Source organism: Candidatus Vicinibacter affinis (genome assembly GCA_016714365.1).
Taxonomy (GTDB): domain Bacteria; phylum Bacteroidota; class Bacteroidia; order Chitinophagales; family Saprospiraceae; genus Vicinibacter; species Vicinibacter affinis.
In genome coordinates, this window is sequence record JADJNH010000005.1 from 2099147 (window position 1) to 2115684 (window position 16538).

14 protein-coding genes are annotated in these 16538 nt (G+C 39.2%); 2 read left to right on the plus strand and 12 right to left on the minus strand.

Going from position 1 to position 16538, the window contains the following annotated elements; genetic code table 11:
• Nucleotides 1-500 precede the first annotated feature (500 nt).
• The 6 genes from IPJ53_08285 to IPJ53_08310 all read right to left on the minus strand — a co-directional run bounded on the left by IPJ53_08285 (nt 501) and on the right by IPJ53_08310 (nt 6779).
• Nucleotides 501-1121, minus strand: a complete 621-nt coding sequence (locus tag IPJ53_08285) for a DUF4276 family protein (GenBank protein MBK7799096.1) — start codon at nt 1119-1121, stop codon at nt 501-503.
• Nucleotides 1122-1123: 2 nt separating this feature from the next.
• Nucleotides 1124-2521, minus strand: coding sequence for an AAA family ATPase (locus IPJ53_08290; GenBank protein MBK7799097.1), 1398 nt, complete (start codon nt 2519-2521; stop codon nt 1124-1126).
• Between the two features lie 160 nt (nt 2522-2681).
• The gene (gene dgt / locus IPJ53_08295; GenBank protein MBK7799098.1) at nt 2682-4217 is read right to left on the minus strand and encodes a dNTP triphosphohydrolase; all 1536 of its coding nucleotides are present in this window, start codon (nt 4215-4217) and stop codon (nt 2682-2684) included.
• A 169-nt stretch (nt 4218-4386) separates the two neighbouring features.
• Nucleotides 4387-5880, minus strand: coding sequence for a hypothetical protein (locus IPJ53_08300; protein MBK7799099.1), 1494 nt, complete (start codon nt 5878-5880; stop codon nt 4387-4389).
• A 48-nt stretch (nt 5881-5928) separates the two neighbouring features.
• Nucleotides 5929-6078 carry a hypothetical protein gene (locus tag IPJ53_08305; GenBank protein ID MBK7799100.1) on the minus strand — a complete coding sequence of 50 codons (150 nt, stop codon included), beginning with the start codon at nt 6076-6078 and terminating at the stop codon, nt 5929-5931.
• Nucleotides 6075-6779 carry a hypothetical protein gene (locus IPJ53_08310; GenBank protein MBK7799101.1) on the minus strand — a complete coding sequence of 235 codons (705 nt, stop codon included), beginning with the start codon at nt 6777-6779 and terminating at the stop codon, nt 6075-6077. Before IPJ53_08310 ends, IPJ53_08305 begins: the two co-directional genes overlap by 4 nt.
• Nucleotides 6780-7334: 555 nt before the next feature.
• Here IPJ53_08310 and IPJ53_08315 point away from each other — a divergent pair.
• Nucleotides 7335-9119 carry a hypothetical protein gene (locus IPJ53_08315; protein ID MBK7799102.1) on the plus strand — a complete coding sequence of 595 codons (1785 nt, stop codon included), beginning with the start codon at nt 7335-7337 and terminating at the stop codon, nt 9117-9119.
• A 1961-nt stretch (nt 9120-11080) separates the two neighbouring features.
• Here the strand turns inward: IPJ53_08315 and IPJ53_08320 are convergent.
• The 3 genes from IPJ53_08320 to queA form a co-directional block, all read right to left on the minus strand.
• A complete protein-coding gene (locus IPJ53_08320; protein ID MBK7799103.1) occupies nt 11081-11761 on the minus strand; it encodes a (d)CMP kinase in 681 nt (226 codons plus the stop codon).
• A 90-nt stretch (nt 11762-11851) separates the two neighbouring features.
• A complete protein-coding gene (locus IPJ53_08325) occupies nt 11852-12073 on the minus strand; it encodes a DUF2795 domain-containing protein (GenBank protein ID MBK7799104.1) in 222 nt (73 codons plus the stop codon).
• A 71-nt stretch (nt 12074-12144) separates the two neighbouring features.
• Complete coding sequence (gene queA / locus IPJ53_08330) at nt 12145-13209, minus strand: tRNA preQ1(34) S-adenosylmethionine ribosyltransferase-isomerase QueA (protein MBK7799105.1); 1065 nt, start codon at nt 13207-13209, stop codon at nt 12145-12147.
• Nucleotides 13210-13414: 205 nt separating this feature from the next.
• On the opposite strand from queA, the gene IPJ53_08335 reads away from it, so the two are divergent.
• On the plus strand, nt 13415-14665 hold the full coding sequence (locus IPJ53_08335) for an ABC transporter permease (GenBank protein ID MBK7799106.1): 1251 nt from the start codon (nt 13415-13417) through the stop codon (nt 14663-14665).
• Nucleotides 14666-15222: 557 nt separating this feature from the next.
• On the opposite strand, the gene rplT is transcribed toward IPJ53_08335, so the two are convergent.
• The 3 genes from rplT to IPJ53_08350 form a co-directional block, all read right to left on the minus strand.
• Complete coding sequence (gene rplT, locus IPJ53_08340; GenBank protein MBK7799107.1) at nt 15223-15570, minus strand: 50S ribosomal protein L20; 348 nt, start codon at nt 15568-15570, stop codon at nt 15223-15225.
• 71 nt (nt 15571-15641) lie between these two features.
• Nucleotides 15642-15839, minus strand: a complete 198-nt coding sequence (rpmI, locus tag IPJ53_08345; GenBank protein MBK7799108.1) for a 50S ribosomal protein L35 — start codon at nt 15837-15839, stop codon at nt 15642-15644.
• A gap of 61 nt (nt 15840-15900) precedes the next feature.
• Nucleotides 15901-16494, minus strand: coding sequence for a translation initiation factor IF-3 (locus IPJ53_08350; GenBank protein ID MBK7799109.1), 594 nt, complete (start codon nt 16492-16494; stop codon nt 15901-15903).
• Between the last annotated feature and the right edge of the window lie 44 nt (nt 16495-16538).

The following is a 16538-nucleotide window of genomic DNA, read 5'->3' on the forward strand; positions in this document are numbered from 1 at the left end:
ATAGATTGGGGGTTTACTGAAGGTTAGAGTGGGAAACATTTATCAGACCACCATGAGTGGGATGGGCAGTTCCAATTGAATGGCAGTCTCCATTCATCAACCTAATTAACTTATTATATTACTATGAAAAAGATCCGAATTTTGGAAATGTGAAGGGTCAGCTTCACCGGAATAGTGGGGCACTTTGAAACGGAATAGGGAGGCAGATTGCTTCGGAATCTACAATTTGTGTACATTTATTTATTTCAATCCATGCGATAATGGTTTTGAACTTTTTGAGGTAGTTCATAAGCATATCACTTATTGGGAACAGAAAAAGCATCAAACCACAAATCAATCACCGAATAAAAGGTATGAAGAGTCAAATAAAAATTAGGCTGTTTAATATGAATTTTATTAGCTTAACTTAATGAACTTTTGGTACAACAAATGGGGAGTATTACAATACGTAGCACAAAGCTTCATTTAACCACTGAATCGCCAATTTTTTGTAGGTGCTGTTATGTCACGTTAATATTTGTTACCTCCTTATGAAATTTCCTAAAAGATCTAGATTTTAATGCCGCTATCTCAGGTCTTAAAGTTTGTGATACTTTTTTTCTATTTGCTCTAGATTTCATGTCAATTTTTTTTTTCAATTTAGACTGTAACCAAATACACGGATTTGGTATTTCAGCATCAACATTTTGATATGTCTCAGTTATTTTATCTGAATCGAATAAATCATTATTTTTCAGATTTTCATAATCTGCACAAATCCAACTTTCATATGTTTTATCTGCAATGACAACTACTATTTCTTCAGGAAGTGTTAAACTCCCACTTTGTTGGGTTTGCATAAATGCATTGCAATTTTGCAGAACCATTTCTTTCAATTCAGTACAATTATTAACTAACCCTTCTCTTTCTGCTTCCCTGTAATCAAGAGTGATAATTACCTTTCTTGGAGCAAAATGTTTTACGAGATAAAGAAGTTCATCTCCAGTATTTTTAATAACGTTTCCAATACCCTTTGCATTGACAATAGGGTAATTAAAATAGCCATGTATTTTTGCTACAATTGAAGGTATGGATTCATATTCACAATGCCCCTCAACAATAAATCCTAATTCTACTGCCATAATTAAAAACTTATAGGGACGCCTTTTAATAAACCTCTAGTCCATAGATCTCCTATTTCTCCCATTGATATATTTGGGTTTGATATTACCTTGTCTAGCGTATTGTATCGAGTGCCATTTTCATCACGTTCAGTGATTAATAGCTCATTTTGAAGAATACACTCCAATACTTGTTGTGAATGAGTTGTAATAACAACTTGAATGTCTTTTAAACTTATTGTTTCCTTTATATGACTCATTAAGTCTTTTACTGCCCAAGGGTGTAGTCTATGTTCGGGCTCTTCAATTAATATTGTTGAACCTTGTCTATGAGATTCTAAGCAAAGTAAAATAGCAAGTGCTCTCAAAGTACCATCTGAAGCTTCCCAAGATTCAATGGCTCTTCCATTAAATATTTCTTCGAATAGAAGATATTCTTTCCCAGCTCTTAAACTTTCGGAGCGCACTTGAGAAAAATACGGAGAAATATTTGACATTGTACTAGTTATTCTTTCCCATGCTTCTTTATCTTCCTTCGCGAAAGTTTTTACTACAGATGGTATATTATCCCCAGTAACCGAAACTTGTCTTGAGTTTGAAATTATTTGTTCTTGCCTTAGCTCATTAATGAAAAGGTCATATCTTGAAATTGATTCAAGCTCCGAAACTAGTTTGCGCAAATGTGGACTTATTCCGAATAAAATTCTATTGAGGGAAATTATTGGTAAATCCTCACTTTTTTCACCAGGGCGAACAGCACTTAATAGTGAGTTTATGGTTTTTTCTAATTCCTTAACTTCTGGTAACTTTTTGTCTTTACGTGATTCGAAAAAACGTTTAATACCTAACCAGTTTAAAAGAAGAGACGAATGCTCAGAATCTAATTTGACATTTGTAGTAAAATTTAATTTATTTAGTTTTATTCTTGATATCTTAAAAGATGATTGTTGGAATAAATTTAGATCAGGTAATTCAAGGTCAATTTTAATCTTATTTTCTTTGTCATCCCATTTTTTATCAAGAAAATAAGAAAGTAATAGAATTGATTTTATCTCTAAAGACTCTCTTTTTATTTTTATTTTTCCAGTTCTGCTTTGTTCAATTCCTAATTCATATTTTGCGGTTAGTTTTCCAAACTCTTTTGGCCAATTTTCAGGTTCATCAAGATTAATGTTGAAATTAAAATATATCTCCAATCCATTTAGATTCTTGATTTGTTTGGGTAATATTTCATTAAATCCACCTCTTTTGTATACAGCGTCATGAATGCCATATTGAGCAATGTCAGAAATAAAATCTAGTGCTTTAACAAGGTTGCTTTTTCCAGTTGAGTTAGCTCCCACAATTACTGTTAGAGGCTCAAGATGCACTTTGCCACCTTGGATACTTCTAAAGTTCAATATTTCTAAATCTGTTATCATATGTTTTTATTGTTTAATGTGGCATAACGGCCATGTACTTGTGAAGTGCCGTCACGCTTGCGCATAAGCTAAATGTAAAAAATATTTTTTTCTTTAAAATCCAAAAGTTAAAATTTCTGCTAATTGGTGGCATGATTGCAAGTACATTGGTAGATTTAGGCTATTTTACTCCTGGCATAACTATTCCATGTATTTTCCTATACTTATCAAATGCATATTTGTCCGTCATCCCAGAAATAAAATCTAAAATTTTTAAATACCTATTATAAATTTCAATAGGTCTGATTATCCCATCTTCGATTTCTGAATTAGGTCGATATTCTCCCGGTAAAAGTGATTCGATTTTTTTCTCTTCAGCATTTTTTATATCTCCACAACTTACACAAATTTTTGCAGTGCGTGCAAATGACTCAATTAAGCCTTTTAATATTGTAAATCCTGCTGCTTCTGATTCCAAAACTGGAACATAATTATATACTTTTTCTTTGATTAAGTCTTTCATATATTTTAAAGCATCTGTAACTATTTTATTTTCTATACAATCAATTAAGCTTTTAGTAAAATTTCCTGACATAATTGAATTATAATTATTTTTAAAGACTTCATAACATAAGTGAGTCAAAACATTAATTACCGATGATCTTAAATAAGACAATTCTGACTTATGATCTCCATCTTTACATAGTAAATTTAAATGTTCCTCCGAAAACCTAGTATCTATTTTGGCAATTTTAAGTAATACTTCTCTCGGTGTTATTTTATTGTAATTTTCATGATAGTGAATTATATCTAATCTGCATCCATCTTCAAAATCAATCATTTGATAGGCTATATCATCAGCTGCTTCCATCAGATAAGATAAAGGATGTCTACTAAAAGCTAAGTCTTTTGGATTTTTACTAATTTTCACTAAGCCTAATTCTTCTGCAATAGCACTAAAAATTTCTTTGTCGGCTTGAAAAAATCCATATTTAGCTAGTTGCTTAGGGGCTTCTTTTCTATCGTAAGAATAATCCAGATCTTCTTCTATAAAAGACTCTCTTGGATATTTGCTAAAAGCTCCAATAAGTGCATAAGTTGGATTTATTCCTTTCCCACAATTATTGGTTAAAATTCTAAAACCATTTGCATTGCCTTCATATCGATTTAAATCATAATAATATTTCGAATTTTCAAGAGCAATGTCAATATTTACATCCTCGCTATTGTTATAATCTAAAATCTTCCAATCATTATTTTGATGATCAAAATAGCAATATGACGGAAAATTTAAATCAACCATTCTAGGTCCGCCATCAAAAAAAATTGAAATTGAGGCCTCACCTGAATGACCAAAAGGGGGATTACCAATATCATGAGCGAAGCATGAGGCCGCAACTAGTGCTCCTAGATCACTTGAAGTAATAGATTTATCAGCTAAATCACCTTTTATCAATTCAAATACCATCTTTCCTAATGAACGTCCAATTGTCGAAACCTCTAGACTATGAGTTAGTCTAGTATGCACAAATGCAAATTCAGGGAAAGGGATTACTTGTGTTTTGTCTTGAAGCCTTCTAAATGGATAACTATAGAATATCTGGTCACAATCCCTCTCAAATTCTGATCTAGGATCTTTGAATTGTGAAGATTTATCATTTGTCAAATCGCAAAAGTCACTTATTCTTTTTGTAGATAATAATTTATTCCAATCCATTATTTTTAATTTAATAGCTTATCTCTAACGTTTTGCAGCTTTGCGTTGTGGCGGATTAGATGCACTAACCTGTCTAAACGCACACTGTTTATTAATTGCACTACTGTTCATATTCGCACTTCCCCCGCCATAACGCAAAGGTGCTGTTAGCGGTTCGGGCTTTATTACTCTACTTGATTTCAATTCCAAGAAATTTATTTACTAATTCCTCAACTCTGTCAATTGCGGTGTATGGAATTTCTAAAATTGGAATGCTGTTACTCGTAGCGTATTCCATTTTTATTTTATCCATTCTTTTTCGATAATCAAGATCTGTTTTGTGTTTTCCATAATTTACCGATTCATAATGCTGTTCACCATGAAATTCTATAAGATACTTTACCGAATCTTTTGTCACCGCAAAATCGAAAGGCAAAGGTTTTACGTGAATACAATCTTCAAATGTGAATTGCGTAATGTAACTCAAATTTAATTTTTCCAAATGATTTATTATCCTTTGTTCGCCTTTCGGTAAATTACATTTTGGACAACCCTGACCATTTAAATGATTGGTCGGACGTTGCTCAAAAAGTCCATGAAATGGGCATTCTATTTTAATTTTGTTCGTACTGCTTTCGTAAATTACATTCTGATATCCATATTTGTTTCCATGAATTTCTCTTGCTTTTGAAACAAATTCTTCTGTCGAATATTTGGTATTATTTCCACACTTTTTACATCCGTAGCCACTCAAGTGTTCAGAAGGGATTTGTTCAAAATCGCCATGAACAGGGCAAGTTATGACAATCTTAGTTTTGACATTTACGAATTTAGATTTCTCATAATTGAATTTATTGGCATGAACTATTTTCGCTTTTTCTATAAAACTATTGAGTGAATGATTACTATTTCCTGCACATATGCGACAACCTTGTCCTTGCAAATGCTTCATAGGTGTTTGAGTAAAATCGCCATGCTCATTACAAGTAATTGTAACTTTTGTAGAATTATTTACATAATGAACTTTAGAATAATTGTACTTACCTAGATGCACGTCACTCGCTTTTGCAATAAAGGAATTGGTGTTTAGTTTTTTTGTCCCTCCACATTCTGAACATCCATAACCTTGTAGATGCATATTCGGTGATTGTTCAAAGTCGCCATGCGTTTTGCATGTTATTATCACTGGCGATTTACTATTTTTATAAATAACGCTACCATAACTGTATCTTCCGTCATGTTTAGTTGTCGCCTTTTCAATGAATTCGGACTGAGTCATAACAAGCTTTTTGCTCGTATTTATTTTTCCGCACTTTGAGCAACCTTTTCCGTTTAAATGAGAGTCTGGCGTTTGCATGAAGTCGCCATGTATCGGGCAGGTGATAATTACTTTCGTTCTATTATTGGAATAATCTACCTTTTCGTATGAAAATTTGTTTTCATGTTTCAGTCTAGCTTTCGTTATGAAACTTGCAGTGTCCGATTTTGTAGTTCCACCGCATGATGGACAACCTTGTCCGCTTATGTGAGAATTCGGTTTTTGAAAAAATCGTCCATGAATGGGACAGGTAATTTCCACTCCTTCTTTTAAGGCATAAACATATTTGATTGACGAATAGTCATACTTGCCTTGATGTACTTCAGTGGCTTTCCTAATAAATTCGTCAACTGTTAATCGTTTCATAGTTTATGTCTGTCAATGATTGTGTTCGAGGTCGTCTTAGCCTGACCGCTAACGGATTGCAGCTACAAGAAGTTGGCGATTTCGGAGATGAAAACTGTCTGCCAGCACTGAACTTGATACGAAGCACAAAGCTTCATTTAACCACTGAACCGCCAATTTCTTGTAGGTGCTGTTATGGGCTGCCTTGTTGTCTATCATGTTGTCCATTCAATTACATAAAGTGTGTTCGATACTTTCTCAGCAAACTCTTTATCAATATTTTCATAGTGGAAAAAGCCCTTCTCAATTATTTCCTGCTTGTCCGTCAGCCAAACGACCAGTTTGTCAATAGAACCTTTGTCAACCTCTTTACACTGATTGCTTTTGTTGGTCAAGTCATGATAATAGTTGTCAAGTAAGTCAATTAAGTTTTTGAAACTGTTGTCGTCAAAAGCTATTACCCACCTGTCAAGTAATTGGTCTATGTCGCCAAGCAACTTGTAAATTTCTATAAAAGCCTCTTTGTCGAAATAGCTTTTGTTCTTCGTCATGTCTGTCCACCATGCAAGTAAAAAGTCTTTGATTACTCTTTGCTCTTCTGTCGCCCAAGTTGTCCATTTACCATAGTCAAGTTTACCTAAAACAACAAAGGTGTCAACGATAAAGTCAGTTGTTGAAAGTAACTCAAATATCCGTGGCAAGTAGTGCTTGAAGTCGTCCGTGTCGCCCCAGGTTGTCATTGCCTTAAAAGCATACCTCGAAAGGTCGTCACCATCTAAATGTCGAAGTTGCTTAGTGTGAATTTTTTCTTTGTCTGTGTCAGAAACGCAGCAAGGGCAGCCGACCATTGTCGAACTGAATGGATAGCGTGAGAAGGTCGTGTAAAGTCCCTCAATTGATGTTTTTAATTCTTCTGTCACTGTTTGAACGGTCGTTGTTTAAGGTTGCCCATAACTTCTTTTATGAACACTAAAAGTGCACATATTTAACAATTTATTGAAAGCTATGTCCACTTCCAGCCCAAAATCTATTTTTAATACGACCTTCATAATTACATTAACACTTTTTTGTTCCAATTTCCCATTTTGATACATTCAAGTTTTAAGAACCTTTGTATATTCTAAGTTATTGAAATGTCCATAGGATACAAGAATTTGTCTTAATTCACAATCTTTATTGAGCACTCTCCATTTTTTCATCATAAGTGGATTCAGGTTAAAAAAATCATCGTGTTTCGTGTGGGCAGTACAGCAAAAATAGCGTCGGTATACTTCAGGTCAGCAAAATACAAAAATTTCACATTGTTAATAAATTTTTAAAGATATTTTTTTGAGGTTTTTTTTTGGATTCAGGCTGGTTTTGGCTTGGGTTGTTTTTCTTGCCATCAGGGCAAGTCTTAAATTTCACCCCCACAAAAACCTTGTATAAATACTTTTCATATATTTGTTCATCTTTAACCTAACCAAAATCAAAGAATGAAACTCCTCCATTCCTTTGTCTTTTTACTGTTCATCGGACTGACCGCCATGCAGGGTCAGGATTTCCGGCTGGTATGTCCGGGCGATGTGACCATCTCCTGCACCGAAAATTACAGCGACCTCAATAAGTGGGGCAAGGCCTATACGGACGAAAACGGGTTCATCAAGTGGCAGCACGACTGCAAGGTGGTGTACAACATCAACGACTGTGGGGTAGGGACCATCACCCGTACCTGGGGCGTTGAGAATCCCAACAACTGGCAATGGCTTACCTGTACCCAGGTCATCACCCTGAGCAACGCCAATGCATTCGGTTATCGCGACATCACTTTCCCTCAGGACATCACCATAGAGAGCTGCAATCCACAGGACAGCGTCAAGCACCTGCCAAGACCCTACGACAAGCCTACTTGGAAGACCAATAAATGCGCCCGCCCGATGGTGAATTATTCGGATGAGGTGTTCAGGGTGAACGATGGCTGCGTCAAGATCATCCGTACCTGGAAGATACTCGACTGGTGCGTGTACGACCCTTATAAAAATCCGGGCATTGGCATTTTTACCGCCCAGCAGGTCATCAAGTTGATCACCATCGATCCGGATGCTAAAATCTCCTGCCCTAAAGACACCATCGTGGTGGCCTCTCAGGACTGCAATGGGGTGTATGTGAAGATCGATCCCGCTACGGTAGTGTCCCCCTGCAAGATGCCTTTCGTCATCCACAACACTTCTAAATACGCCGACAGCACCGGCAACGATGCCAGCGGCTTTTATCCCAACGGAACCACTAAGTTTTATTACATCGCAGAATACGGTTGCGGATCAGAGATCAAGTGCGAACTGACCGTCATTGTCAAAAATACCATTCCACCGACTCCATACTGCCTCACCGGGGTGATCGTAGATCTGATGCCGGTGGATCAGGATCTGGACGGCATCGCAGAATCAGGGATGATAGAGGTCTGGGCCTCGGATCTGAACAAGGCTAGTTTTCATAAATGCCCTAAACAGAAGTTGCGCTATTCCTTCTCCAAAGATGTACTCGACCGCGCCCGGATTTTTACCTGTGCCGAACTGGGCGAAAACGAAGTGGAGATGTGGGTGACGGATTCTCTGGGCAATGCAGACCTGTGCAAGACCAAGATCATCATCCAGAACAACCTCAACGTACCGGATTGCAAGCGCAAGGACAGTCTGGGCCATGTGCGCTACGATCTGTCCATCAGCTTCTGGGACGAAACCCGCAAGCAAAAGAAAACCAATCTCAGGCTCAGCCTGGAGAACATGGTCAGCCATGTGATCACGCCTGCTGCTCAGGATCAGAATGCCTCCTACATCCTGAACGGATTGCGTAAGGACCAGGAATACGAGTTGAAATATGCATTTACCGGAACGGAGATCAAAGGCATTGACCTCTTTGACGTACAATTGCTGGAAGATCATCTGAAAGGCCGCAGGACCATTACCGATCCTTATAGATTGCTTGCTGCTGACCTTAATGCGGATGCGATCATAGACCACACGGATCTGCAGCTACTCAAAGACCTGATCGGTGGAGTCCTAAAACCTTCTTCGTTGCCGGAACCCTATAAGATGATTCCGGAAGGCTTTGGCACGAATGCCACCACCATCTTACAGGATTACAACCAACTGAAACTAAGGATTCCTGTTCACCAGGAGACCAGTATGGAGAAAAATTATCTCCTCCTCAGAACAGGCGACGTTTCCGCCTTTGGCCCTGCCCTTAAGAAAGTAAAACTTTCGGCATCGGATAAGGAATAATTAGCTTGAAAGACCTGGATGGATAACCCTGCAGAATAGCTTTCCCGGGGTGTTGCCTTATTTTTAAGTCTTGATAGGGATTAAGTAGAAATTCATCCCGGCCTTTTTCATTTCAGCTAAAACATATCCCAAACTTGTCATTAGAATTCTATTACAAGCCAAAATAGCTTTAAATGCAAGCCTCTTCTCGAAATTCGTGCTCAATGAAAAATGACTTCACCTCCGCGCGAATTTCTTGCGAGGAGTCTTGCATTTGTTGCTCTTTTGTCTTTCACTACGAACCCTAATGACAATTTTGGGCTTATTTAAAAAGCGTTAAAAACAAAATACTGTTTGAGCTCGCCTGCAGATAATCTAAATCATGTATGACAGTAACGCTTAGAGCTAATCATATAGTTATCGAAAGAGAAATTGGAATCCGGCCTTTTTCATTTTAGCTAAAACTGATTTAAAAAGCGTAAAAAACAAAATACTGTTTGAGCTCGCTGACAGATAAGCCAATAAATTTGTGACACCAAGGCCTGGAGCTATTGCTACAGCCTAAGGCGAGTTTATTTTGTTTAGCTTTTTAAAACAGTTTTAGCGTTAAGAAATGAAAACAGCCTTGATTTTTTTTGGTTCTTTTTTGTGTCAAGACAAAAAAGAACAATGACGAAAGGATAGAATTTAGTACAACTTCAGTAAATGACGGGATCTTCAAAACTGCTGTCTCCAAAATATTTGTCTTGCCCCAAAACAGATCCCGATACCTCATCAAATAGTTATCGAATGAGAAATCCAGATCGGCCTTTTTCATTTTAGCTAAAACATCTCCCAAAATTGCCATTAGAATTCTATTACAAGCCAAAATAGCTTTAAATGCAAGCCTCTTCTCGAAATTCGTGCTCAATGAAATATGACTTCACCTCCGCGCGAATTTCTTGCGAGGAGTCTTGCCTTTGTTGCTCTTTTGACTTTCACTACGAACTCTAATGACAATTGTGGGATTATTTAAAAAGCGTTCAAAACAAAATACTGTTTGAGCCCGCCTGCAGATAATCTAAAACATGTTTGACAATAAGGCCTGGAGCTCATCATACATTTATCGAATAAGAATTTGATATCGGCCTTTTTCATTTTAGCTAAAACTGATTTAAAAAGCGTTTAGAACAAAATACTGTTTGAGCTCGCCTGCAGATAATCTAAAACATGTATGACAGTAAGGCCAAGAGCTATTATTGCCGCTCAGGGCGAGTTTATTTTGTTTAGCTTTTTAAAACAGTTTTAGCGTTAAGAAATGAAAACAGCCTTGATTTTTTTTGGTTCTTTTTTGTGTCAAGACAAAAAAGAACAATGACGATAGGATAGAATTTAGTACAACTTCAGTAAATGACAGGATCTTCAAAATTGCTGTCTCCCCAAATTTTTCGCTTGACCCTAAAAATAGATTCCAATACCACATCATATAGTTATCGAATGACAAATTCAGCCCGGCCTTTTTCATTTTAGCTAAAACACATCCCAAACTTGTCATTAGAATTCTATTACAAGCCAAAATAGCTTAAAATGCAAGCCTCTTCTCGAAATTCGTGCTCAATGAAATATAACTTCACCTCCGCGCGAATTTCTTGCGAGGAGTCTTGCCTTTGTTGCTCTTTTGTCTTTCACTACGAACTCTAATGACAATTTTGGGCTTATTTAAAAAGCGTTTAGAACAAAATACTGTTTGAGCTCGCACGCAGGTAATCTAAAACATGTATGACAATAAGGCCTAGAGCTATCATTGCTGCTCCAGGCGAGTTTATTTTGTTTAGCTTTTCAAAACATTTTTAGCGTTAAGAAATGAAACCAGCCTTGATTTTTTTTGGTTCTTTTTTGTGTCAAGACAAAAAAGAACAAGGACGAAAGGCTGGATTTTAGTACAACTTCAGTGAATGACGGGATCTTCAAAACTGCTGTTTCCAAAATATTTGTCTTGACCCTTATTCTTTACTGCGAATGATCTCCAATACCTTCTCCAATTGCTGGCTGCGATCCAGCTGACTGTTGTCTATCACAATGGCGTCTTCTGCCTGTCGAAGAGGGCTGTCCTCGCGGGTGGAATCTATCAGATCGCGGTGCTGCAGGTTGTTCAGGACAGTCTCCAGATCGGAACGGATGCCTTTGGATTGCAGCTCGAGCAATCTTCGCTGGGCACGAATTTTTGGATCGGCGGTGATGAAAAATTTAAACTGTGCTTGCGGGAAAACCACCGTGCCGATGTCGCGGCCATCCATGACCAGTGATTTTTGTTCGCCAAAGGTTCTTTGCTGGGCGACCATTTTTTTTCTCACCTCCGGGATAACGGATATTTCGCTGACCCATTCTGATACTTCGGGTTTTCGGATGGCCTCACTGACATTTTCACCGTTTAAAAACACCTGCAGGCTGTGGTCCGGAATGAGGTCCAGGGTAATGCCATTCAGGGCCTTTAGGACATCCAGGCGGCGATCGGGATGAATGCCATGACGCATGCAGAAAAGGGTGATCGCCCGGTACATGGCTCCGCTGTCCACATAGAGTATGCCCAGTTGTTCGGCAATGTCTTTCGCCAGGGTACTTTTCCCGCAGGAAGAGTAGCCGTCGATTGCAATGATGATATGGTCAGCAGGCTTGGTCGTCACAGGGATCCACGATTGTTCAGGTGAAAATAAAAAATCCTACCCGGTCTGTGGATAGGATTTTTTGGTAACATTTCTTTTAACCCGTAAGAGTTAATACTCATCTTCGTTGAAAAGAAAATCATCCTTTCTAGGAAAATCGGGCCAGATGTCTTCCATGGATTCGTAAATCTCTTCGTCATCTTCAAGCTCCTGAAGGTTTTCGATTACTTCTATCGGAGCTCCGCTTCTGATGCCGTAGTCGATCAACTCATCCCGGGTTGCAGGCCAAGGCGCTTCTTCCAGATGATGGGCTAACTCTAAAGTCCAGTACATATTGGTATAATTATTTTTATTAGGTAATTAATTTTAATAAAATAGAAAAGTTTCTAAAAAGTTCCGCGAAATTAAATAATTAACATACAATCTCCATAACTGTAGAAACGGTACTTTTCATTCATCGCCACCTGGTAGGCATCCATCAGTAATTCATGTCCCGCATAGGCGGATACCATGATCAGCAAACTCGATTTTGGTAAATGGAAATTCGTGATCATTCGGTTGGCTATCGAGAATTCATACGGCGGGTAGATGAACAAATTGGTCCATCCTTCGGCCGGTTTCAATTGCTTGGAGGCGGACACAGAAGACTCTAAGGCCCTCATCGAGGTCGTACCTACCGCAAATATATTTTTACCCAGTGCCTTGGTCTCATTGACCAGGTCGGCAGTTTTCGGATCTATTCTGAAATACTCGGCTTCCATTTTGTGTTTGGAGAGGTCTTCCACATCGATGGTGCGGAAAGTGCCCATGCCCACATGCAGGGTCACTTCACCAAAATTCACCCCTTTGATCTCCAGCATTTTGTACAGTTCTCGGCTGAAGTGCAAGCCGGCGGTAGGTGCTGCAACGGCTCCTATCTCACGGGCAAATACGGTCTGATATCTTTCAGTGTCGCTGGCTTCCGTAGGACGGGTAATGTACTTGGGTAGGGGAGTTTGTCCCAGTTGTCTGAGGATGGCCTGGAAAGAAGCTTCGTCGCCATCGTGCAAAAAACGGATGGTTCTTCCTCTGGAAGTAGTGTTGTCCACGACTTCTGCTACCAGGACTTCTTTGTTGTTTTTGTCAAAGAAATACAATTTGTTGCCGACTCTTATTTTTCGTGCCGGATCGACCAGTACGTCCCAAAGGCCTACTTGTTTGTTGAGTTCGCGGAGGAGGAAGACTTCTATTTTGGCCCCGGTTTTTTCTTTCCTGCCAAACATGCGCGCCGGGAACACCTTGGTATTGTTGATGATCATGGCATCTTTGTCCTCGACGTAGTCGAGCAGATCTTTGAAGACCTTGTGCTCAATTTTACCGGTATCCCGATGGATGACCATCATCCTGGATTCTGATCGCTCTTCAGCAGGATATTGGGCAATTAAATTTTTTGGAAGGGTAAAATTGAATTGTGATAGTTTTGTACGCATGTAGTTGTGCTGCTTAAATTTCGGCAAAAATAAAGAATTGGAGTACCCAAAAGCAAGTAAGGAGCGTTCTAATTTTATATTTCTTTCTACATCAATGATAATCAGGGTGTTTTTGTTGTGCGTTCATCGGAATTATACCCCTTGTCATCTATATTTTTATGGTTTTTAAGCTCCGGCGCTTAATTTTATGGAACTTTAGCAGCTCATGATTGTATTCAGAATCTTCAAAGAAAGCCTTCGGCAGGCGGAACAGCAACTGGTCAGCAACAAGCTGCGCAGTTTTCTGACTTTACTGGGCATCACCATTGGAATTTTCTGCGTCATTGCAGTACTCTCTGCGGTGGATTCTCTGGAAGACAACCTGGTGGAGAGTTTTGAGAAATTCGGCAACGACGTCCTGTACATTGACAAGAGCCCCTGGACAGAAGATCCGGGCATGAATTACTGGAAATACATGTCCAGGCCTAGCCCTGATCTGGAAGATCTGAGGGCCATACAGCGCAAATCCAAAATGGCCCAGTATGCCTCGTTGTCTGTTTTTCTGCCCAGCAGCCAGATCAAGACCGGAAAGTCATATGTGGAAGGAGCTTATTTTGCAGGCATTACAGAGGACTACGATCGGGTCATCAAAATGGAATTTGAAGACGGGCGTTATTTCTCCAGTGCAGAGTTTCAGAACGGATCTGACCAGATCATCGTGGGGAGCAAACTGGCTGCCGCGCTCTTTCCGAGAGGGGATGCAGTGGGCAAAGAAGTCAAAGCCATGGGCCGGAAATTCAACATCGTAGGGATTTTGAAGGTCGAAGGCGCCTCTCTGATCAACATCATGCCGGTGGATCAAGCAGCTTTCTTTCCTTTTAAGACCATGCGGAAGCTTATCAACATCAACAGCAATTCCAGCTGGGGCACCATGCTGAATGTAAAGGCCAAAAAAGGGGAGGACCTGGAAGAAATGAAATACGAACTGGCCAGCATCATACGTCCGGTGCGGGGATTAAAACCCATTGATCCGGATAATTTTGCCATCAATCAGGTGACCATGCTGACGGCGATCATTGATAAGGTTTTTAGTGTCCTCAATATAGCAGGTTTCGTCATCGGCCTCTTTGCCATGCTGGTAGGTGCTTTTGGAGTGGCGAACATCATGTTTGTATCCGTAAAAGAGCGCACCCCTTTGATCGGCATTAAAATGGCCCTGGGCGCCAAGCGATTTTTTATTTTACTGGAATATCTTTTAGAAGCGATCATCCTTTGTCTGGTAGGGGGGATTGCAGGACTCGTCATGGTGTGGGGCATCTTGTTGCTCTTCAGCAAGGTCCTTCATTTTGACATGTACATCTCGATGACCAACATATTGATCGGCTTGATTCTGTCCATCATCATAGGCATTGTCTCCGGCATTATTCCGGCGCTGCATGCCTCCAGAATGGACCCGGTGGAAGCCATGAGAAGATAATAAAACTATAAGGGAAACGATTAAGCTTTTGACCTGCACAAAGGGGGGCAATGAAACTAAAGTTGAGTCAGTTAAATTTTATGGGGATTAATGAGAAATTCAAATCGGCCTTTTTCATTTTAGCTAAAACTAACTTAAAAAGCGTTAAAAACAAAATACTGTTTGAGCTCGCATCCAGATAATCTAAAACATGTATGACAGTAAGGCCAAGAGCTATTATTACTGCTTAGGGCGAGTTTATTTTGTTTAGCTTTTTAAGTTAGTTTTGGCGTTAAGAAATGAAAACAGCCTTGATTTTTTTTGGTTCTTTTTTGTATCAAAACAAAAAAGAACAATGACGATGGGATGTACTTTAAGGCAACTTTATTGAATAACGAGATCCACCAAACCGGTTTCTCTGAAAACTTTTGACTCGACCCAAAAGTCTACTATTGATATCGTAAACCAAAGCCAAGAAATCAATACGTAAATCCAATAGGAATTACCCCTGGATTTTCCAATAGCATTACACCTCTTAGAAAATCCAAGGCAATGGAAGGAATAAATTAAAGGGGAAATTACCCGTTTACTTTGTCGACGATTGATTTGAAAGCATCAGGATGGTGCAAGGCCAAATCTGCCAGCACCTTTCTGTTCAAAACAATGTTGCTTTTATTCAACTTGTCGATAAATCTGGAGTAATTGATACCGTAAGGTCTTACGGCTGCGTTGATCCTGGCGATCCAAAGTCTTCTGAAAGCGCGTTTTTTCTGTCTTCTGTGGATGAAGGCATACTTCATTGCCCTCTCTACAGCATTCTTAGCGACTGTATAAACTTTTGATCTTCCGCTGAAATAACCTCTCGCGGCTTTGAGGATCTTTTTTCTGCGCTGTCTGGATGCGACGGCGTTGACTGAACGTGGCATAATTTATAGTTTTTGGCGTGTAAGGGACTCCCGTGAAGGAATACTTAACCTCATACACCGGTTAAACATACTTAGAATATTCCCAACAATGCTTTTAGTCTGCTTTGTTCGGAAGGGTGGGCTACAACACTGCCTCTGTGGCGTCTTTTGGACTTCTTACTCTTATTACGCATAAGGTGAGAGGTGTTTGCCTGGAACGTTTTAACCTTTCCTGTTCCTGTAAGCTTCATTCTTTTCTTGGCCCCTGAATGGGTTTTTACCTTTGGCATGGCCTTATTTTTTGAGCACGCAAAGGTAGAAAATATTTGAACAAAACCTTATAAATGCAGATTAATTTTTTGCAACGCCTTTTTTAGGGGAAATGATGACGTACATCCGCTTGCCCTCCAGTCTTGGAAGCTCCTCCGCAGCACCGTGGGTAAGCAGCTCATTGATGAACCTCAACAGGATGAGTTCGCCCCGGTCTTTGAAGACTATGGCACGACCCTTGAACTGTACATAGGCTTTAACTTTGGCACCTTCTTCCAGAAATTTGATCGCGTGTTTGATTTTAAATTCAAAATCGTGATCGTCCGTATTGGGACCAAATCGAATTTCCTTGATGACCACCTTGGCGGTCTTGGCCTTAATTTCTTTTTCTTTCTTTCTCTTGAGGTAGAGGAATTTATTGAAATCAATGATCTTACAAACCGGAGGATCGGATTTGGCGGTGATTTCCACGAGATCCATGCCCAGGTCAAAAGCCCATTTCATGGCATGCATGGTATCATAAATTCCGGGTTCTATGGTTTTTCCGGCAACCTGGGTGAGTTCGTCAAAATTATCGCCAACTAAACGTATAGAGTGATTTCTGATTTGTTCGTTGATTCTAAATTGGCTCCTGAGTTCATCAAGATAGGATTGAGGCTTCTTTCTAAGATTCAAATTAAGGATTTTAAGATTTATTCTGCAAAAATAACAGGGATTTG

Coding starts and splice junctions, on each gene's coding strand:
- IPJ53_08335 (MBK7799106.1), top strand. CDS start 13,415: ATGATTGTATTCAGAATCTTCAAAGAAAGCCTTCGGCAGGCGGAACAG.
- IPJ53_08305 (MBK7799100.1), bottom strand. CDS start 6,078: ATGATAGACAACAAGGCAGCCCATAACAGCACCTACAAGAAATTGGCG.
- queA (MBK7799105.1), bottom strand. CDS start 13,209: ATGCGTACAAAACTATCACAATTCAATTTTACCCTTCCAAAAAATTTA.
- dgt (MBK7799098.1), bottom strand. CDS start 4,217: ATGGATTGGAATAAATTATTATCTACAAAAAGAATAAGTGACTTTTGC.
- IPJ53_08290 (MBK7799097.1), bottom strand. CDS start 2,521: ATGATAACAGATTTAGAAATATTGAACTTTAGAAGTATCCAAGGTGGC.
- IPJ53_08300 (MBK7799099.1), bottom strand. CDS start 5,880: ATGAAACGATTAACAGTTGACGAATTTATTAGGAAAGCCACTGAAGTA.
- rplT (MBK7799107.1), bottom strand. CDS start 15,570: ATGCCACGTTCAGTCAACGCCGTCGCATCCAGACAGCGCAGAAAAAAG.
- rpmI (MBK7799108.1), bottom strand. CDS start 15,839: ATGCCAAAGGTAAAAACCCATTCAGGGGCCAAGAAAAGAATGAAGCTT.
- IPJ53_08325 (MBK7799104.1), bottom strand. CDS start 12,073: ATGTACTGGACTTTAGAGTTAGCCCATCATCTGGAAGAAGCGCCTTGG.
- IPJ53_08285 (MBK7799096.1), bottom strand. CDS start 1,121: ATGGCAGTAGAATTAGGATTTATTGTTGAGGGGCATTGTGAATATGAA.
- IPJ53_08315 (MBK7799102.1), top strand. CDS start 7,335: ATGAAACTCCTCCATTCCTTTGTCTTTTTACTGTTCATCGGACTGACC.